This window comes from Candidatus Nitrosopumilus sp., from assembly GCF_965263415.1.
Taxonomy (GTDB): domain Archaea; phylum Thermoproteota; class Nitrososphaeria; order Nitrososphaerales; family Nitrosopumilaceae; genus Nitrosopumilus.
Window position 1 is genome coordinate 1466388 of record NZ_OZ253671.1, and the last position, 16474, is coordinate 1482861.

22 protein-coding genes and 1 other RNA gene are annotated in these 16474 nt (G+C 33.2%); 12 read left to right on the forward strand and 11 right to left on the reverse strand.

Annotation, left to right across the window (positions count from 1 at the left end):
- Window positions 1–13: 13 nt before the first annotated feature.
- A complete protein-coding gene (locus ACQY22_RS09415; protein ID WP_428324429.1) occupies window positions 14–211 on the reverse strand; it encodes a hypothetical protein in 198 nt (65 codons plus the stop codon).
- Between the two features lie 50 nt (window positions 212–261).
- Between ACQY22_RS09415 and ACQY22_RS09420 the strand changes: the two genes are divergently transcribed.
- Window positions 262–564: a hypothetical protein gene (locus tag ACQY22_RS09420; RefSeq protein WP_428324430.1), complete on the forward strand. Its 303-nt coding sequence runs from the start codon at window positions 262–264 to the stop codon at window positions 562–564.
- Here the strand turns inward: ACQY22_RS09420 and ACQY22_RS09425 are convergent.
- Window positions 555–923 carry a C2H2-type zinc finger protein gene (locus tag ACQY22_RS09425; RefSeq protein ID WP_428324431.1) on the reverse strand — a complete coding sequence of 123 codons (369 nt, stop codon included), beginning with the start codon at window positions 921–923 and terminating at the stop codon, window positions 555–557. The genes ACQY22_RS09420 and ACQY22_RS09425 overlap by 10 nt on opposite strands.
- Window positions 924–1004: 81 nt before the next feature.
- Between ACQY22_RS09425 and ACQY22_RS09430 the strand changes: the two genes are divergently transcribed.
- The 3 genes from ACQY22_RS09430 to ACQY22_RS09440 are packed head-to-tail and all read left to right on the forward strand — an operon-like array spanning window position 1005 to window position 3088.
- Window positions 1005–1391, forward strand: coding sequence for a hypothetical protein (locus tag ACQY22_RS09430; protein WP_428324432.1), 387 nt, complete (start codon window positions 1005–1007; stop codon window positions 1389–1391).
- A 3-nt stretch (window positions 1392–1394) separates the two neighbouring features.
- Window positions 1395–2273 carry an NAD(P)-dependent oxidoreductase gene (locus ACQY22_RS09435; RefSeq protein ID WP_428324433.1) on the forward strand — a complete coding sequence of 293 codons (879 nt, stop codon included), beginning with the start codon at window positions 1395–1397 and terminating at the stop codon, window positions 2271–2273.
- Between the two features lie 53 nt (window positions 2274–2326).
- Complete coding sequence (locus ACQY22_RS09440) at window positions 2327–3088, forward strand: SDR family NAD(P)-dependent oxidoreductase (protein ID WP_428324434.1); 762 nt, start codon at window positions 2327–2329, stop codon at window positions 3086–3088.
- On the opposite strand, the gene ACQY22_RS09445 is transcribed toward ACQY22_RS09440, so the two are convergent.
- Together ACQY22_RS09445 and ACQY22_RS09450 are read right to left on the reverse strand one after the other, a co-directional pair.
- Entirely contained in the window at window positions 3077–3658 is a 582-nt protein-coding gene (locus ACQY22_RS09445; RefSeq protein ID WP_428324435.1) for a DUF99 family protein, read from the reverse strand. The genes ACQY22_RS09440 and ACQY22_RS09445 overlap by 12 nt on opposite strands.
- The gene (locus ACQY22_RS09450) at window positions 3639–3764 is read right to left on the reverse strand and encodes a hypothetical protein (protein ID WP_428324436.1); all 126 of its coding nucleotides are present in this window, start codon (window positions 3762–3764) and stop codon (window positions 3639–3641) included. Before ACQY22_RS09450 ends, ACQY22_RS09445 begins: the two co-directional genes overlap by 20 nt.
- A 137-nt stretch (window positions 3765–3901) precedes the next feature.
- Here ACQY22_RS09450 and ACQY22_RS09455 point away from each other — a divergent pair, with 137 nt between their 5' ends.
- The gene (locus ACQY22_RS09455) at window positions 3902–4108 is read left to right on the forward strand and encodes a hypothetical protein (protein ID WP_428324437.1); all 207 of its coding nucleotides are present in this window, start codon (window positions 3902–3904) and stop codon (window positions 4106–4108) included.
- Between the two features lie 48 nt (window positions 4109–4156).
- Window positions 4157–5365, forward strand: a complete 1209-nt coding sequence (locus tag ACQY22_RS09460) for an NAD(P)/FAD-dependent oxidoreductase (protein WP_428324438.1) — start codon at window positions 4157–4159, stop codon at window positions 5363–5365.
- Here ACQY22_RS09460 and ACQY22_RS09465 read toward each other — a convergent pair whose 3' ends face one another.
- Window positions 5366–8275 carry a hypothetical protein gene (locus tag ACQY22_RS09465; RefSeq protein WP_428324439.1) on the reverse strand — a complete coding sequence of 970 codons (2910 nt, stop codon included), beginning with the start codon at window positions 8273–8275 and terminating at the stop codon, window positions 5366–5368.
- 444 nt (window positions 8276–8719) lie between these two features.
- On the opposite strand from ACQY22_RS09465, the gene ACQY22_RS09470 reads away from it, so the two are divergent.
- Together ACQY22_RS09470 and rnpB are read left to right on the forward strand one after the other, a co-directional pair.
- Window positions 8720–9343, forward strand: coding sequence for a class I SAM-dependent methyltransferase (locus ACQY22_RS09470; protein WP_428324440.1), 624 nt, complete (start codon window positions 8720–8722; stop codon window positions 9341–9343).
- 38 nt (window positions 9344–9381) lie between these two features.
- Window positions 9382–9662: RNase P RNA component (rnpB, locus tag ACQY22_RS09475), an RNA gene on the forward strand.
- Between the two features lie 5 nt (window positions 9663–9667).
- Here rnpB and ACQY22_RS09480 read toward each other — a convergent pair.
- Together ACQY22_RS09480 and ACQY22_RS09485 are read right to left on the reverse strand one after the other, a co-directional pair.
- Entirely contained in the window at window positions 9668–9967 is a 300-nt protein-coding gene (locus ACQY22_RS09480; RefSeq protein WP_428324441.1) for a hypothetical protein, read from the reverse strand.
- Window positions 9968–9998: 31 nt separating this feature from the next.
- Window positions 9999–11375, reverse strand: a complete 1377-nt coding sequence (locus tag ACQY22_RS09485) for a hypothetical protein (protein ID WP_428324442.1) — start codon at window positions 11373–11375, stop codon at window positions 9999–10001.
- A gap of 115 nt (window positions 11376–11490) precedes the next feature.
- Here ACQY22_RS09485 and cofD point away from each other — a divergent pair, with 115 nt between their 5' ends.
- Together cofD and cofC are read left to right on the forward strand one after the other, a co-directional pair.
- On the forward strand, window positions 11491–12411 hold the full coding sequence (cofD, locus tag ACQY22_RS09490) for a 2-phospho-L-lactate transferase (protein WP_428324443.1): 921 nt from the start codon (window positions 11491–11493) through the stop codon (window positions 12409–12411).
- Between the two features lies 1 nt (window position 12412).
- Window positions 12413–13051 (forward strand): 2-phospho-L-lactate guanylyltransferase, encoded by a 639-nt coding sequence (gene cofC, locus ACQY22_RS09495; RefSeq protein ID WP_428324444.1) that lies wholly within the window; start codon window positions 12413–12415, stop codon window positions 13049–13051.
- Between the two features lie 113 nt (window positions 13052–13164).
- Here cofC and ACQY22_RS09500 read toward each other — a convergent pair whose 3' ends face one another.
- Window positions 13165–13314, reverse strand: coding sequence for a hypothetical protein (locus ACQY22_RS09500; RefSeq protein ID WP_428324445.1), 150 nt, complete (start codon window positions 13312–13314; stop codon window positions 13165–13167).
- Window positions 13315–13403: 89 nt separating this feature from the next.
- On the opposite strand from ACQY22_RS09500, the gene ACQY22_RS09505 reads away from it, so the two are divergent.
- Complete coding sequence (locus tag ACQY22_RS09505; RefSeq protein ID WP_428324446.1) at window positions 13404–14030, forward strand: hypothetical protein; 627 nt, start codon at window positions 13404–13406, stop codon at window positions 14028–14030.
- Window positions 14031–14042: 12 nt separating this feature from the next.
- Here the strand turns inward: ACQY22_RS09505 and ACQY22_RS09510 are convergent, their stop codons facing one another.
- Both ACQY22_RS09510 and ACQY22_RS09515 read right to left on the reverse strand, forming a co-directional pair.
- Complete coding sequence (locus ACQY22_RS09510) at window positions 14043–14228, reverse strand: hypothetical protein (protein WP_428324447.1); 186 nt, start codon at window positions 14226–14228, stop codon at window positions 14043–14045.
- 60 nt (window positions 14229–14288) lie between these two features.
- A complete protein-coding gene (locus ACQY22_RS09515) occupies window positions 14289–15422 on the reverse strand; it encodes an IS6 family transposase (protein ID WP_428324448.1) in 1134 nt (377 codons plus the stop codon).
- An 83-nt stretch (window positions 15423–15505) separates the two neighbouring features.
- Here ACQY22_RS09515 and ACQY22_RS09520 point away from each other — a divergent pair, with 83 nt between their 5' ends.
- The gene (locus ACQY22_RS09520; protein WP_428324449.1) at window positions 15506–15673 is read left to right on the forward strand and encodes a hypothetical protein; all 168 of its coding nucleotides are present in this window, start codon (window positions 15506–15508) and stop codon (window positions 15671–15673) included.
- Here the strand turns inward: ACQY22_RS09520 and ACQY22_RS09525 are convergent.
- Complete coding sequence (locus ACQY22_RS09525) at window positions 15670–16173, reverse strand: hypothetical protein (protein WP_428324450.1); 504 nt, start codon at window positions 16171–16173, stop codon at window positions 15670–15672. The genes ACQY22_RS09520 and ACQY22_RS09525 overlap by 4 nt on opposite strands.
- Window positions 16174–16474: the final 301 nt, after the last annotated feature.

The window sequence follows — 16474 nt, forward strand, 5'->3', positions numbered from 1 at the left end:
GAGTTAAAAAAACTTATTCCAAATTTTGAGAGGATTTTCGTTTAAACAAACTGGCAAATTTTGCAATTGCAGTATCAATTGGACAAACCTCACATTGAACACCATATGAATGGCTGTCAAGATGTTTTTCAAATCGTTCTCTAGAGTCAAAAACTAGATCACATTTTTCACAATAAACCTTGGAGACATTGTTTTTTGAAGGTTCATCCATGATAAATTACAGGAATTAGTGCTTATAAAGATCCTGTTGAAAATCAACATATGATAAAAATTCTGGACAGATTTGTGACAGGGTTTTTTGTAGTAATATTAGGAATTGCATGGTATTGTAGTACAAAATTCTACATCAAACCAGACAAGCATTCAATCATAGTTTATGATGTTTTTGGCAAAGAAATCAAACTAGAAGGAGTTAGAGTCAATTTTAAAACACATAATGTTGCACAAAGTTACATTTCTGAATACAAGAAAATATTTCCTCATTACAATTTTGCAATGGCAATAGAAATTCCAGAAATTAAAAGAAATACAATACCAAGAATTTTTAAAAAAATTCAGAGATAATGGATTTTCATATGAGTTTCTAGTTCAACTTGATATTGAGTTACAAAACCACAATGGAAACATGAAAACATTTCTTGTGGATGAGTTGGTTCTCTTTCAATTACTTTTCCAGATACAGAAGTAATGCTAATCATGTTATTATTTCCAATAACAGCAAAGTTTCGGCCCTCCCCAATTGAATCCAAAAATTCTTTGATTGCAGTAATTACAGTATTTGTATCAATTACCTCATCATCCTCTAATGTTGACAGAGTGAATTGGTTATTTTTTAGAGTCGGAATAGCCGCTACTTGATCAGACACATAAACTACAAGTTCATGTTTAATGGATAATACATCCGTACAGTCAATTGTAAGCATGAATTTTTTGAGCCAAATCAATATTTTAGTTTAACAATTGTCGAAAATGATTATTATGGTTCAATATTGTGGTTTTTGTATATGAGTGATTCAGAAACTTTTGGAGTAGAGAAAGGCCATGGTGATGAAGTAGTTGCATGGTTAAATGAACATGCAAAATCTCAGAAAATAAAACTTGAAGCTAGACTGTATGGATATACTGTATCTACAACAAATTTTGGAGATTTTGAGATGTTTTCATGGATTGGAGACGTTCAAGTTGCTAGAAAAATGATAATCAAGGCAAGTAAAAGATTCAAGGTAAAGGTTATCGAAGGAGGATACAAGCCAAAAGACAAAGTATTCAGTATGAAAAAATTTGATTTTGCCAAAGTCAAAAAAGGAGACAAAACAGTAGGGCAATTAAAATTTGCAACAACAAGATTTGGGAACGGTCATTGGGAAATTGAAGATGAGGAGCGTCATTAGAATATGAAAAAGATAGGAATTGTAGGGTTAGGTATGCTAGGAAATGCAGTGGCACTACATTTGTTAGATTCAGGTTTTGAAGTTACAGTATTCAACAGAAACAAAGACAAAACAATTCAAGCAAAAGAAAAAGGTGCAATAGTTGTAGATTCTCCAAAAGAGGTTGCAAAAAAATCAGATATACTAATCATTGTAGTAAAAGACGCAGATGCAGTAAAGCAAGTATCCTTTGGAGAAGATGGAATTGTCAATGGAGAAAATGAAAAACTGATTGTTGCAGATATGAGCACCATAGACCCTTCAGAATCAAAAAATATTTCAGAAAAATTTCAAGAATTCAACATTAACAAATTAGACATTCCAGTTATGGGTGGACCTAATGTTGCAATTACAGGAGATTTAGTCATGATGGTATCAGGAAACAAAGAAAGTTTTGAAGAATGTAAGAATATTTTTGAGAAAATTGCAAACAAAGTCTTTTTCTTAGGGGACAAAGGAGTTGCACACTCTGTAAAATTAGCCATGAATCTACAAATCACAATGTTGGCACTTGCATTATCAGAAGGAATCACACTGGTCAAAAAAGCAGATGTAGATCCTAAGATTTTTCTTGAAATTCTAAACTCTACTTATTTTAAAACGGGAATGAGTAAAAACAAGGCATTTAAGATGATAGAGGGGAAATACGAACCAACATTTACACTTGAAAATCTCAAAAAAGATATCACTACAATGACTCATGCAGCAAAATCTCTTGGAATCAAATTACCTATGATAGAAAAAGCAGAAGAAGTTTATGAAAATGCAGTGAATGAAGGACTGGGAGGTATTGATTACACTGGAATTATTGAATATATTAAAAGAATTAACAAATCTAAATAATCAAGAACGAAATTCAACAAAAATTCTATAAGCTATTACGAGTACACTATACTGTGAAATTAAGCGATAAAGTAGCGATTGTTACAGGAGCATCAAGTGACATTGGAAAAGGCATTGCCAAGAAATTTGTTGAGGAGGGGGCAAAAGTTGTTCTTGTTGCAAGGAATCTAGAAGGATTAGAAAAAGCAAGAAAAGATATAGGAAATGAAGATTCCACAGTACCCATTACTTGTGATTTAACAGATGAATCTCAAGCATTACAAGCTATAAATCAAATCATGGACACATATGGAAAAATAGATGTTCTTGTAAATAATGCAGGTGCAATTAATGATCCAGTTCATTTTCATGAAATGGCAAATTCAGAAATTCAAAAACTAATTGATGTAAACCTGTTAGGAGTATTCAATATGACAAAAGCTGTTTTGGCAAAAATGTCAGATGTCAAAAGTGGTTCAATTGTAAACATTGGTTCTATCTCAAGTGAAAGAGCAATTCCACGGGTACACTTAGCAGTTTATTCTGCTACAAAAGCTGCAATTCCAATGTTTACAAAAGCAATTGCAGTAGAATATGCAAGAAGAAACATAAGATGTAATTGTGTTAATCCTGGAATAATCAATTCAGGTTCAATCAAGCCATATCTTGATGATCCACAAGCAAGAAAAGTACTAGAAGAGAGATTGCCACTTGCAAGAGTTGGAGAGCCAGAAGATGTTGCAAACGCAGTAGCATACTTGGCTTCAGATGAAGCAAGTTGGGTTACTGGAACAATTCTAAATGTTGATGGTGGAAAGACAGCATCAGAAGGATAATCCTTTCTCAAGTAATGTTTTTGCCAGAAGTTGAGATACTCTAATTGGTTCAGGAACAGAACCATGTAATGTTAAATCATCAAGAATGTGTTTTACTTCATTTAATGTACATCCTTCTTTTCTAATGTAGACATCATAAGAGGTGTTTAGAGTAATTTTTTCACGTTTACCTAGTTTTTCATATTCATGTATCTTTGATTCAAAAGAATTTGGAAAGTGATGTTTTAGTGAATCCTCAATTCCTGATGAATCATGATAAGATACCCCAATAATTGGAATTTGTAATGTGTCAGATAAATTTTTGATATCAATAATATTATACATTGAAACAATTAATCCAGAAATCAAAACATAACTAATGTCAGGCCTATTCAAGTCATCATACATTTTTAGTATTGTATCAGTTGCATCATTTCCTTCCAAAGTTGCACTGCCAAAGACAAATCCATCTATAACAAAATCTCTTCGCATTACAACTCCCGCAAGAACAGATTTTATAGAATTTTGTTTAAAGCTCTCAGCAATTGCTAATCCACGTAAGCCTTTTTTTTCAAGATGAAGAGATCTCATGATTCCTTTTCCTCATATATGCACGATAACTCAAGCCAGTGACAAGCATTAGAATTGCAGTAATTCCAGACCACATAACAAAAGATGAGATTTCAGATTCATCCATGAAAAATAAGAGATTTTTTAACATCTAAAGTTTCGGATCAGGAAGGTAAAAAGAACAAATATTTTGAATGTTTCATTACATCTTAGAAATGCACACAGGTACAATACATCTAAATAGATTTGATACTGACAAAATTCATGCCTGAATGGACATGCCCTGAATGTGGAAAAAGGTCATTTCATGAAAATGAGACCACATTAGAAGTAGAAAAAACAATTCATTCAAAATTCTGTAGAAAAGAAGGAGGAACACATAGTTACATGCACAGAGATCCAGCACATATGCAAACATTTGATTCTGAAAGAGAAAATGATTCAAACGGTGTGCCTGTATTGAAAAAATAATTCCGAATACCTCAAAATTATATCCTAGATGTTATTGATTCAAACCAATTGTCATATACTTTTGATTTAGTTATTGTTGGAGGAGGTCCTGCAGGATCATCAGCTGCACATGCTGCTTCAAAAGAAGGATTGAAAGTAGCACTGATTGAAAAAGAAGAATCAATTGCAGAATCAGTTCGAACCAGTGGAGTTACATGGATTAAAAATATCAAAGAGTTTGGAATCCCAGATGACTGTTACAACCCAGTAAAGAATTTTGAATTTTATTCACCAAATAACAAAGTAAGTATTGGAGATAAGATTGCTCGTTCTGCAGTACTTGATGTCAGAAAAACATATCGATGGTTAGCGACTCAAGCAGAAACAGAAGGCACTAAAATTTTTCTCAATACAGTTGTAAAATCTGCAATCAGAGATGAATCAGGAAAAATAAGTGGAGTAAAAGCAATTCAAAATGAAAATGAAGTAGAATTTTACGGTAAAGTAGTCATTGATGCAAGTGGATTTCAATCAATAGTTGCAAAATCAATGGGATTTGTAGAGCAATGGGAAAGGTTTGGAGCAGGTGCAGAATACGAAGCAAAAGTAGAACATGTTCAATCAGATACATGGTGGTTAATGGTTGGACAAAAATACTCACCTGCAGGATACGCATGGATTTTCCCATTAGGAGATAACATTGCAAGAATTGGTGTAGGCATTGGAAAACCAGATTCTCCAATAGACCCAACTGCCAGACTAAATGAACTCATTGAAAACAAAGAAGGTCCAATTGCAGATTTGGGTAAAATTGAACCAATAGAATTTCATTATGGATTAATTCCAAATGACGGGCTTTCAAGAAAAACAGTTTATGATAATTTGATTTTAGTTGGAGATTCAGCAGGACAAGCAAATCCATTAGTCCTTGAAGGAATACGTTATGCAATAAAATTTGGAAAGATAGCAGGAGAAGTTGCATCAAATGCAATCAAAGGTAACGACACATCAGAGAAGAAACTATCAGAATATGAAAATAATTGGAAAAAAGCAATTGAGTCTAAAATAAAATCAGCAGGTAAAGTACAAGACAGATGGATTGGACTAACAGATGAGGATTGGGACAAGGAGTTAGATATTATCAGTGAATTAAAACCTGAAGAATTCTTAGATTTCATCAAAGCAGACTTTGGATTATCCAATATGCTAAAACTTGCAACTAGTCATCCAAAACTAGCAGTACGACAATTGTTCAACCTAGTCAAAGGTAAGAGTTAATCAAGGCACTTTGAAGAAATCAGTCACTATCAAATCATGATATTGTAATTGAACAACATAAACACCATTTTCAAATGGCTGGGACACCACTTCGTTGAATAGTCCAGTCGGATCATCTCTTAGAGCAATTTCTTTTACACGTTCTCCACGTTGGTTATAGATGTCAATAAAGAGATCTTCACTAAATTGAACGGTCTTGAGAATGCGTCCACTAATAACTAGTTCACCTCCACCATATGCTGCTTCAATTGGAGCATTTGGATTTCGTATTGGAAGATAACGCTCAATGATAGTTCGTAATTCAGCAAGATTGTTACCTACACTTTCAGCATTCTTGTCATCAAATCCAACCTTTATCTCAGTAAGTACAGATGTAAATCTAGAATTATTATCAAAGTTTTCACCACCAAATTTTTGTGCAAATGATTCTAGTTCCTCAAACTCACGTGCCAAATCAACCATATTCAAATCTGAAGAATTGTATGTGTACTCAAATTCTTCTTCAATGTGAACAATTTGGGTGGCTTTGGAATCTTTGTATTGCAACATTACAACATATAGTCCTGGTTCTGCAGGAGCAACCCATTGAGTGTAAAAGTTTCCCTGTCTAGTATCAGTAAATTCCATATTACTGTGAAGAGTGCCATCCATGTTGTATACTGTAACATACAAGTTTTCACGGTAATCAAATCGAGATTTTTCAGTAGCGCCATTTACAATCCAAATGTCTTTTTCATTGTCATATGAGATATCATACATGATGCTAGGAGATTTTAAAACCAGATAATCGCTAAGAAAATCTCCAATTTCAGTTATTTTAGATTCAGCATCTACAAAATTGCCAAGATCAATTAGTTCATAGGCATCTTCCATTAATTGATTATATCCATCAACATGATTTGTAAAGTCATTGTTGTAAAATGTAGAAGTCATATCAGAATAGGTTTTTAGTCTTTCACGAAATTCAATACGTTTGATTTCATCAACATCATATCCAACATCAGAGCCATATGGATCTTCAACATATTTCTGTGAGACAAGTGTCCACTCATCAAATAATATGCGAACTTGTTGGTCTGCTTGTTCAAGATCATTTTGGATAACCAAGTCTCTTACATCATCTATTTTTTCATTAAGTTTGTCGGTAAATTCGATGTATCCAGGTAAGAATTTATTTTTAGTTAGGCTTAGTTCAACTAGATTTTCAAGAGATTTTGCTCTTTGTAAAATATCACTTGCTTTAATCTTAAAAGCATCTTTGTCATAAGAATCTAAATCTTCTTTGATTTGAGGAGCTTTTTCACTTACCCAACTTAGTAAGACTTCAATTCTGTCAATTCTAGTAATAGATGGATTTCCAGATTCCATTTCTTTTGCAGTAGATAATATTTTCAAAGCATTATTAATTAAGAACAAGTTTTGATAGTCAGCTTGTAGTTCTGCTTTTTCTTTCATACTCTTGTATTCAAATTCCAATACTACCAAGGGATTACGTTTTTCTCTAAGTTCAGTCATAGTTGCATCAAATTCAGATACAACTGCTAAGATTTCATCAACAGATTGAGCATTTTCAACTGTTTCTAAAAGAGACTCCCAATCAGATGTTAATGCAGAATTGACATTACTGATTTGAGAAATTTCAATTATCTTGCCCAGTCTAGAAGAAATTTCAATAATCTGAACCATTTGATTTATTTCAGATTCAGATTCTAAGATTTCATCAACAGAGGTTGCTAAAACTAGTTTAGATTCTAAATCATCCCATTCAGGTTTTACCATATTAACAAGATCAGTATTTTCTTCAGAATCTGAAGAGACAAATCTTTCAACATCAGCCATATCCTTTAGGATAATTGCTGCCTGGTGTAATTCAGATACACGATTACTAGACTCAAGTAATTCGGAGATAGATTCTTTTTCAGTAAGGGAAGGTTTTGTAGATTCCCATGCAGTGTTGACAAGCCTATACAAATCACTTTGTTTTCGTGATACAATATCGAGATATCTTGATTTTGAAAGAACGTCAATTAATTCAGTAATTTCATCAGAGTAAATAGGAGCAGTTCCTCGTGCAAAAATAAAACCAATTTCAGTTTTTACAGATTTACTCATAACAGTATCAGATTTTTTCATCAAGTTTAGCAGAGTTTCTTCTAATTCATCAAAAGAGGGAGCACGTGGGGAAACAGTCTTTTCAGGATTTACATTTGTAATATCTACAAAAATATCAGATAGTAAATTTATTGCAGTTGTTTTGTCGTCAATTTCATAATAAAATATTGCTTCAAAAACTGTTCTTTCAATAGATTTTGCAATTTCAAAAGATATCTCATCTTGGTCTAAGAGTTCCTGTACAGAATCCAAAGAATTCATAACAGCAGGTCGTATCAAAGGATTTATCTCAAAAATTAACTCATCAACAAAAAATTCATCCCACAAATCTACATATGTTGATTTTAATTCAGACAAAGTGTTTGGAATCTCAGAAACAGGATTTGGAATGTCAAATGTTTCACCAATCACGGATGCATGTTCAGACACCAAATTTTGTGCTAAGAGAATTTTTTGTTCACTGTTTGATTCAGAATAAAGATCAGACAAGACATTGAATTTGGTAGTTTTTGCATAGTCACCGTAGAATAATTTAATTTCATATTCACCAGGCAGTCCACATATTCTACCCTTTAATGGAATTACATCAGTAAGAAACACACCATTTTGTTGGGGCACCAATTGTTGTATTTGACATAGATCGCCATGAGGGTTTATGATTTGCATTATCAAAAAGGAATCATCAACAAGATTTGCTATTTGCCCATAAACAAATAGAGGCTCTCCATGTTCATAATCTCCAAAGTTATCAAGAATAGTGATTCTATCAGCACTCTGAGCTGAAGCATATACAGGCATCAGTAAAATCACAGACAGACACAAAACAATTGGAATTTGCCTCACAAAATGAAAACCGAGGCTCATGATACTTAAGACTTAGGCAGTAATCATCAGCAACAAATCTTGTATTGATAATCAAGCCATGGCAACTACTCTAGAGCAGCTGGCAGACTTGAAAAAGGACACGGTATTGGTTTGGTTTGTCTCCACAGACACACAAATTGAATGAAATTGCTCAGTAGTACATAAAGCACAATCTTGACAAATCATACCATTAGGTTTCAAACAATGAGTACACTTTGTATATTCTGTTAATTTTCCACCGCATTTTCTACAAGATTCATCAGGCATTTTCTATTCAAACAATGTTTGTGAAATTTGAATATAAGATACACGTAGGAATTATTCATCCAAATCATCAGTAAGACGAAGATTATAATGTAAATTAAAAAAACAAAATTCATGGATGGTGTTAGAAGAACATTTGATAAATGGGCTCAAAATGGTAGAGCAGAATTAATGGAAGTAGAGCATGGAAAAAATGTATCAAAATTTTTAGATAGAATAGAATTTGATGAGCCATTTACTTTTCTTGATGTAGGATGTGGAAATGGTTGGGTCGTAAGAAAGATTGCAAAAGAGAATAATTGTAAAAAAGCAATAGGAATTGACAAAAGTAAAAAAATGATCATACAAGCAAAAAAGAAGATAGATAATAAGAAAGAAGAGTTTGTTCATACAGACATTGAGTCTTGGAGATATAGAGGGAGATTTGATTTTGTTTTTTCAATGGAGACATTATACTATTCAGATTCCATAGAGGATGCATTAAAAAAAATATTCAAGTTACTAAAACCCGGAGGACAGTTTTTTTGTGGTACTGATTTTTACACAGATAACAAAGCAACCGCAAGATGGGCAGATATTATGAAAATCCAAATGCATCTGCATTCAAAAAAAGAATGGAGAGAGTTTTTCAAAAATGTGGGATTCCAAGTGAAAACAAAACACATCAAAGATTTGAAGAGTAGAAAAAAATGGAAGAGAGAATTTGGAACATTATTCATAATAGGCACAAAAATCTAAGGGAATATTCAAATTCAATAAATCAAAAGTGAAGTTATGTGAGCTGGAGCACGACACGCTGCTACGGCAGAGGAAACTCCTCCCTCCATACAGGATATGTGATCTGGAGATAGATAATCAGAGATGATTGGCAACGGAGCAGAAAAAAATCCAATATGGCGCACGATGATGGTGAAAACCTGAGGTTTCCATAAAAGGAATGAAAAAAGCCGACCCACATGGAGCAAAGCCAAACAGAACTGTAAGTTCCTGTACTAAGTTCAGGTAGGCTGCAAAGCGAAATATCGTGAAAACAGAAGGAGGGTTACTCCCAGCACACATTTTTTAATTTTTAATTTCGTAATATTCAACTGGATGCGAAAACTGTCTGTTGTAATCTACTTCTCTCCAAAATTTTTCTTCATCAATATTTTTTCCTTCAGAAATCCAAACGTTCAGAACTTTTTGCATATACATTTGGGTCGTCTCATCAATCTCAGGACGTGTTCCAGTCTCTTTTTCAATTCTATCTCTTTCTTCTTTGAATGTCTTTAGTAATCCTTTGAGAGTTTTACCGTTAATCTGAGCTGTCTTTCTTGCTTTTGCAGATTGTAATTCTTTTCTGAAATTTGATAAAAATCCCATAGTAAAAACTAGAAAAGATTTTTCTAAAAATCTAACTCATTTCACGAGCATTTTCTTTACAGATATCTGCATTACATGGACAACTTGCATCACATAAACAAGATCCTTGCATTTCACAATCACATTCAGAACCCATCTCAGCTGATGCGGCACATCCACATGCTGCTTCTTGAGATGCTGGAGTTGTGGTTTCTGGTTGTGGTGGAGGACTTTGAGTAGTGTTTGAAGAATCCTCATACATACTTCTTGTTTGTTGATAATCAGAACCATCTGCTAACTGGGCTTCACCTCTGTTGGTCTGATAACCACCAGATGAAGAACTGGTTTGATAACCGACTAGTCTATCAGGAGAAATTCCTTGTTGACCAGCCTTTTCATTCTTGAGAGCACGATTACTAAACATAAAGAATGCACCACCTGCAATAGCTGCAATTGCTGCCATTCCATAAATAATCATAACAGGAAAATCACCTGTTGACGTAGTAGCATAATCTTCTGGAGGAGTTGGAGTTACACCTGCAATCTCAACACCATCAAAAACATCTAAAGCACCAAATCCAATTGCATACAAGTTTCCTTGGTCGGATGATTGAACACTTCTAACAACATATAGTTGGTCTGCCATAACTTCGGCTTCAAAGACTCTTTCTACTTGTCTTCCTTCTCTGATACTACTTTCACCCATAGTCCAACTAGAAACAACATAACCTGCAATCTCATCACTTAGACCAAATGTTCCAGCATCAACATTGATACCAGTTGGGTCAAACAAAAAGTGCCAGTTTGTTAATGGTTGTTCTAAGATAAAGTTAGCATCAATAAGGTTTCTTTCTAAAACAGATTCAGCTTCAGTTCCTACAAAAAATGCGGCTGCTTCTGGTTCTTCTTCAAGTAAAATACTAATTGGGAAATTAAGTTCGTGTCCATCAATTACAATATCTTCAGTTGCAGACATTCCTCTCCAACCTAAATCAACCAAGGTTTTTTGAGAGTCTTGAGTAATTACATAGTTTGAAAGAGTTCCTTCAAGAATTACTCTATAATCAACTGAAGTGTTGATGTTTCTTGCTTTAAGGTGAATATCATAAGAGACTGTCAAGTCAGAAATTTGGGCTTGACTGCCATCGGACTTAATTTTTTGATTAAGTTGATTCATTAAATCTTGGACTCCAGGATCTGATGAATCAGCAGTTCCTTCAACAGTCCATTCTTGACCTCTTAGGACATCAAATAGTTCTCCACCATTTGGATATTCAATGAATACTGTTTTTTGGTAATTCATCTTAAATGGAGAAGTCTCATTATTTGGGTTAATTCTTGCATCCATTTGGGCACCGAAAACTGTACCTGTAGAACCTACAACGATAAGACCAGCAAGTAATACGGTTAAAACGACTACCCTAGACACGATCTAGAAAGCAATTATTTGCAGTAATAAACTTATCCAAAACAAAGATCGCAATTTTTTGAAAAAGTAATATGGAGTAAGCGATGCAGACTTTGCAGTTTTAGGAGAAAATGGTATGATTACAGTTTTAGCAGGAGGAACAGGTTCAGTCAAACTAGTCAGAGGATTAGTATCTCAAGAATCTAAAGTCAATGTTGTAAGTAATGTCGGAGATAATTATTGGTTATATGGACTCTATGTATGTCCAGATATAGACACAATCGTATATGGATTAGCAGATTTGCTAGATCCAGAAAAAGGTTGGGGAATTAAGAAAGACACATTCAACTTTTTGCGTCAAATGGAGGTATTTGGAGAAGAGACATGGTTTAGAGTTGGAGACAGGGATGCTGCAACTCATCTGATTAGAACAAACATGTTAAAGAATGGAAAGAATCTCAGCGACATTACAAAATGGATGTGTGAAAAATTTGCAGTTAGTGCAAATATTATTCCAGTAACTGACAACAGTATCGAAACAAGAATCATCACAGACAAAGGTGAATTACACTTGCAAGAATATTGGGTAAAGCATAGAGGAAAAGATCCAGTTGAAGGAATTCAATACATTGGAGCAGATAAAGCCCGTCCAAATCCTGAAGCAGTAAATGCAATTCATGATGCAGACATGGTAATTCTAGCTCCAGGGAACCCACTAACATCAATTGGTCCAATGCTTCAGATTAAAGGAATTAGAAAAGAGTTATCAAAAATCAAGAAAAAGGTAGTGGCAATAAGCCCATTAATTGGAGACAATGCAATTAGTGGTCCTGCAGCAAAATACATGCAGGCTGCAGGCATAGAGTCAAACGCATATGGTTTAGCCAAGATGTATTCAGATGTATGCTCCAACATTATCATAGATACTAAAGATAGAATGCTATCAAAAAAGATTCAAAGTTTAGACATGAAAGTGTTTGAAACAAAAATTACTATGAAAAATAAACTAGCTGAAGATGCATTAGCAAATTTCATCCTAAAACAAGTACACGTATAATTTGAAAATAGCTGCAATAATTCCTGTAAAGACTTTCTCTAATGCAAAAACTCGTTTAGATTTACCTCCACAAAAAATTGAAGATTTATGCAAAGTTATGTTAGAAGAAATTCTACAAACAATTTCAATTTCATCCCAAATAGACAAAGTGGTCATGGTAACAAAAGAAGAAAAAGCAATTGAGATTGGAAAAAAATTCAAAGTTCATACAATAATTGATGAGAAAGAAGAGAGTGTCAATAGTGCAGTCGCACTTGCAGACAAGTATCTATTAGAAAATAATTTTGATGCATCAATGGTATTTCCTCAAGACATACCATACATCAAAACACAAGACATTGATTTTATGTTAAACTACAAAATGCATCCAAATTTTGCAATAATTGTTCCATCAAGAAGATTTGATGGGACCAACGCTCTTGTTCGAATGCCAATTGATTTGATGGAAACACACTATGATGAAGACAGTTACAAGATTCACATGAGTACTGCAAAAGAACATACACTAAATGTTGCAATGGTGTTTGTCAAGAGAATAATGTGGGATATTGACAATGCTGAAGATTTGAAATTCCTTTTAGAACAAAAAGAGAAACCACACATTGCTGAAAAAATTAAACAGATTTTAGAATCACCGTAACAAAATTAAAAAAATACCTAGAAAATAGCCGTTTTTTAGATACGATCACCAGATTCTGTAAAGTTATCGGATCTCAGCACAAAATCTTCTCCCTGTCAAAAATTTGCTCTTATTCATTTCAAATTATCATATTTTTCATGATGATAATGGTTGTTGAGACATTTCCAAGACATTGGTGCTCTTGTGTTTGTTTTCTCACCTTCATTTTTCACAAAAATTTGAGAGATTCTTTCCATTTCAAGACCATATGTTTTACAAATCATGATAATTATTGGTGTTTTTTGTAATTAAATAATACTGATAGAAAATTATGTTAAAGATCTGATAAATAAGTAAATGGAATCAAAATATTATGGCAAATCTAAAAAGTAGAGATGTTCTTCAAGTTAATGCAACTATAATTGCAGGCATTCTGATATTGCTGACAATTTCTTCATTATCTACAAATCCATTAGTTGCCAAATTCATAGAATTTGATGATGAGATATTTTCAAAACAATTGGAACTTGATGGGTACAAACACACATTAATCCAACTAGAAAACAAACTGGGAAAAACAACTAATGTATTTGATAAACAACATATTCAAAAACAGATTGAAGACACACAATATAATATCACTTTGTTGGAAGGACAAATCAGTAAATTGGCAGATAGAATGACAGAATGGCAAAATTCAGAAATAACAAAAACAGCAATTGAGACCGTTAACAATTCTAGAAATATCATAATTGTTTTGATTACTCCTTTTGCCTTATCCGCAGTATTTGAAATATTATACTCGCTATCTAAAGATACTAAAAATTATTGGAGAAGAAGAAAATTAACACGTAAAAAAACCAATACTTTTGCAGATATATTTACATCAGAAAATGAAAACACTGATGATGCAAACGATGTCAGTAAAATTATGCTGATAATTGGTTTTATTATTTTGATAATAGGTGTGTCTTACTTGTTATCTCAACCACTTTTTTGATAATGTAAAAAATTAATCACTTATCTTAGTTAGAAAGAATCCGACAGCGAGCATTATTGCCCCCATAGCAACCTGTGCCACATTTGGTTCTGTGGTTGATGTTATTGAAATAAAACTAGATATGCCCAATATCAACAATAACGCACCAATAAGAGATATGATGATGCCTGCAATTTTTAAAATTGATTCTGCACCCATTATTTATTCAATCCTACTTTAGAGTCTAATTTGGCATTAATAGATCTGTCGGTTATTTTATCATTTAATTTCATTTTTACTCGCATTTTGAATTAACGTAATCCATTTGTTATTTCCTTTAATCTTAATCCCTGCTTTATCTGCTGGTGTCTGATTGTTCAAACTCATGTGTTGTCTGATGTAATTGTGATAGATTTGGTAACCATCAAACATTACTGAATCCATTTTCTTTATTCCTCGCATTACTTTTTCTCTATCTCTAAATTCACCGTTAAATCTTTCTTGTGCATTGTTATTCATGTCGCCTGTAAGGTGAATGTGTCTGATGTGGGTTGTTCTTTGTCCTTTGTCCTGTGCCCAAAATTCTTTTTGACTTGCTATTTGATATGACTGTAATCCGTCAGTAATGAAAACTCGTGGCTTTGTCTGTGTAACTTGTTTTGCTTGTTGTAGTAATCCTCTTGCATCATGTCCCTGTTTTCTGTCTGCAACTTCCTTTGAAATCCAAAACTTTGTTTCATCATCACATAGGGCAAATAGATATTTCAAATCCCCTTTGATTTTTACATAAACCTCGTCTGCTCTCCATTTGTCGCCTACTTGTGGAACTATCTTATCTAGATAGGATTTCATTAATTTTGTGTATTTCTTAATCCAATTATGGATAGTTTGATGTGATACCTCAATTCCTTGCAATCTCAAAAATTTCTGTATTCCTCTTAATGATTCACCTGTAAAATACAACTGCATCGCAGATGTGATTATTTGAGGCGTTGCTCTCATTCTCTCAAAACCGAGATTGAAATTAAACCATTTTTTACAGTCCTTGCAGGCATATCTCTGAATATCACCATGTTTATTGTGTCTGATTCCTTTCTTGATAAAATTAACAGATTCACAGTTAGGACAAGTTGATAATTCGATTTGATCAATGGTTACAGAGTTTTCCTTTCTTACACGTTCACGCATTTTGATTGAAAATTCTACTGCGTGAATATGCTTACAACACAAATGTCTGTACGTGTGGTCTGGACAGTCACAAATCCATCCCTGTTCTGTGGATATGACATTGTAGGTTCTAACATAATTTTGAGATTTTACCTTGTAGGTGCTCTCATCTAGTCTTTTGATTTGGTCTTGTTTCTTTGCTATCTCAATTCCTCTTTGTTCTCTTGGGTTGTTTTCTTTATCCACGTGGATATATAGAATGTATTGGTAAATAAACATTATGTTATCCACGTGGAATAAATAAATACAAGTTTAACAGAAATAGATTATTGCCTAAATGGAAAAAAGATGAGACAGAGTTTCCAGTACATGTAACTAAACATAAAACGAGAGGCTATCAGGCATATGTTCCCAAACCTGTTATGGAAGCATTGGGTGATCCTGATTTTGTTAAATTTGTACTGAAAGGAAAGAAAGTAGAAGTTAAAGCAGATTAAAAAAGAAACTTATGGTGTTTATGTAACACTCCAATAATTCTACCTGTCACGTGTATGATAGTTAGAATTATCAAAATACCAATTATGTGTACAGTGATTTGTAAATCTAAACCAGTTAACAATTCCACTCCACTAATTTCTGAAACTGTTGAGTAAATTGGTTCAAAAATTGACATTACAAAGTCATTAGTTGTTAAACCCAAAAACAATGTTACACCACCTATCGTTTTTGAACCAAACAAAAATGCTATGTATTTATTTTTGGCACGTTTTCTTACATCTCTTATGATAATTAGAATACCTGCAATAGAAAATGGCAACCACACATAGAAACTAATTGAACTTGTTGATGTAAACAACATTGTAATTATTACAGTTCCAATGGTGACAAAAATAGAATACACTGAAAGATACCGTGTTTCTTTGTATGCACCAAACCCCGCAGTAAAAATTCCTGTTGCTATTGATAAATAAATAGATGGTAAAATAGAATCTTCCAACAAACTAGGCAATTATTGATTTTATTTAAATCGGATCTGATCTTTTGATAATTTTTTCTATAGTTATGAAAACTATGCCGAGCACAAATACAAAATAGATAATTTTTTCAATAGTAGATAATGGAATAAAAAATCGTACAAAAATAGATAATCCTAAAATTGCAATAATGAAAATAAATCCATTATCTCTTTTAGAAAAGAGCTAACTTTTGACAGAAAGAGGATTTCTAGTCAAGAGCCACCAACTTTACAGTACCGATCACCAACAGACTTATAAGTAATGATTTAGAAAATGTTAAAT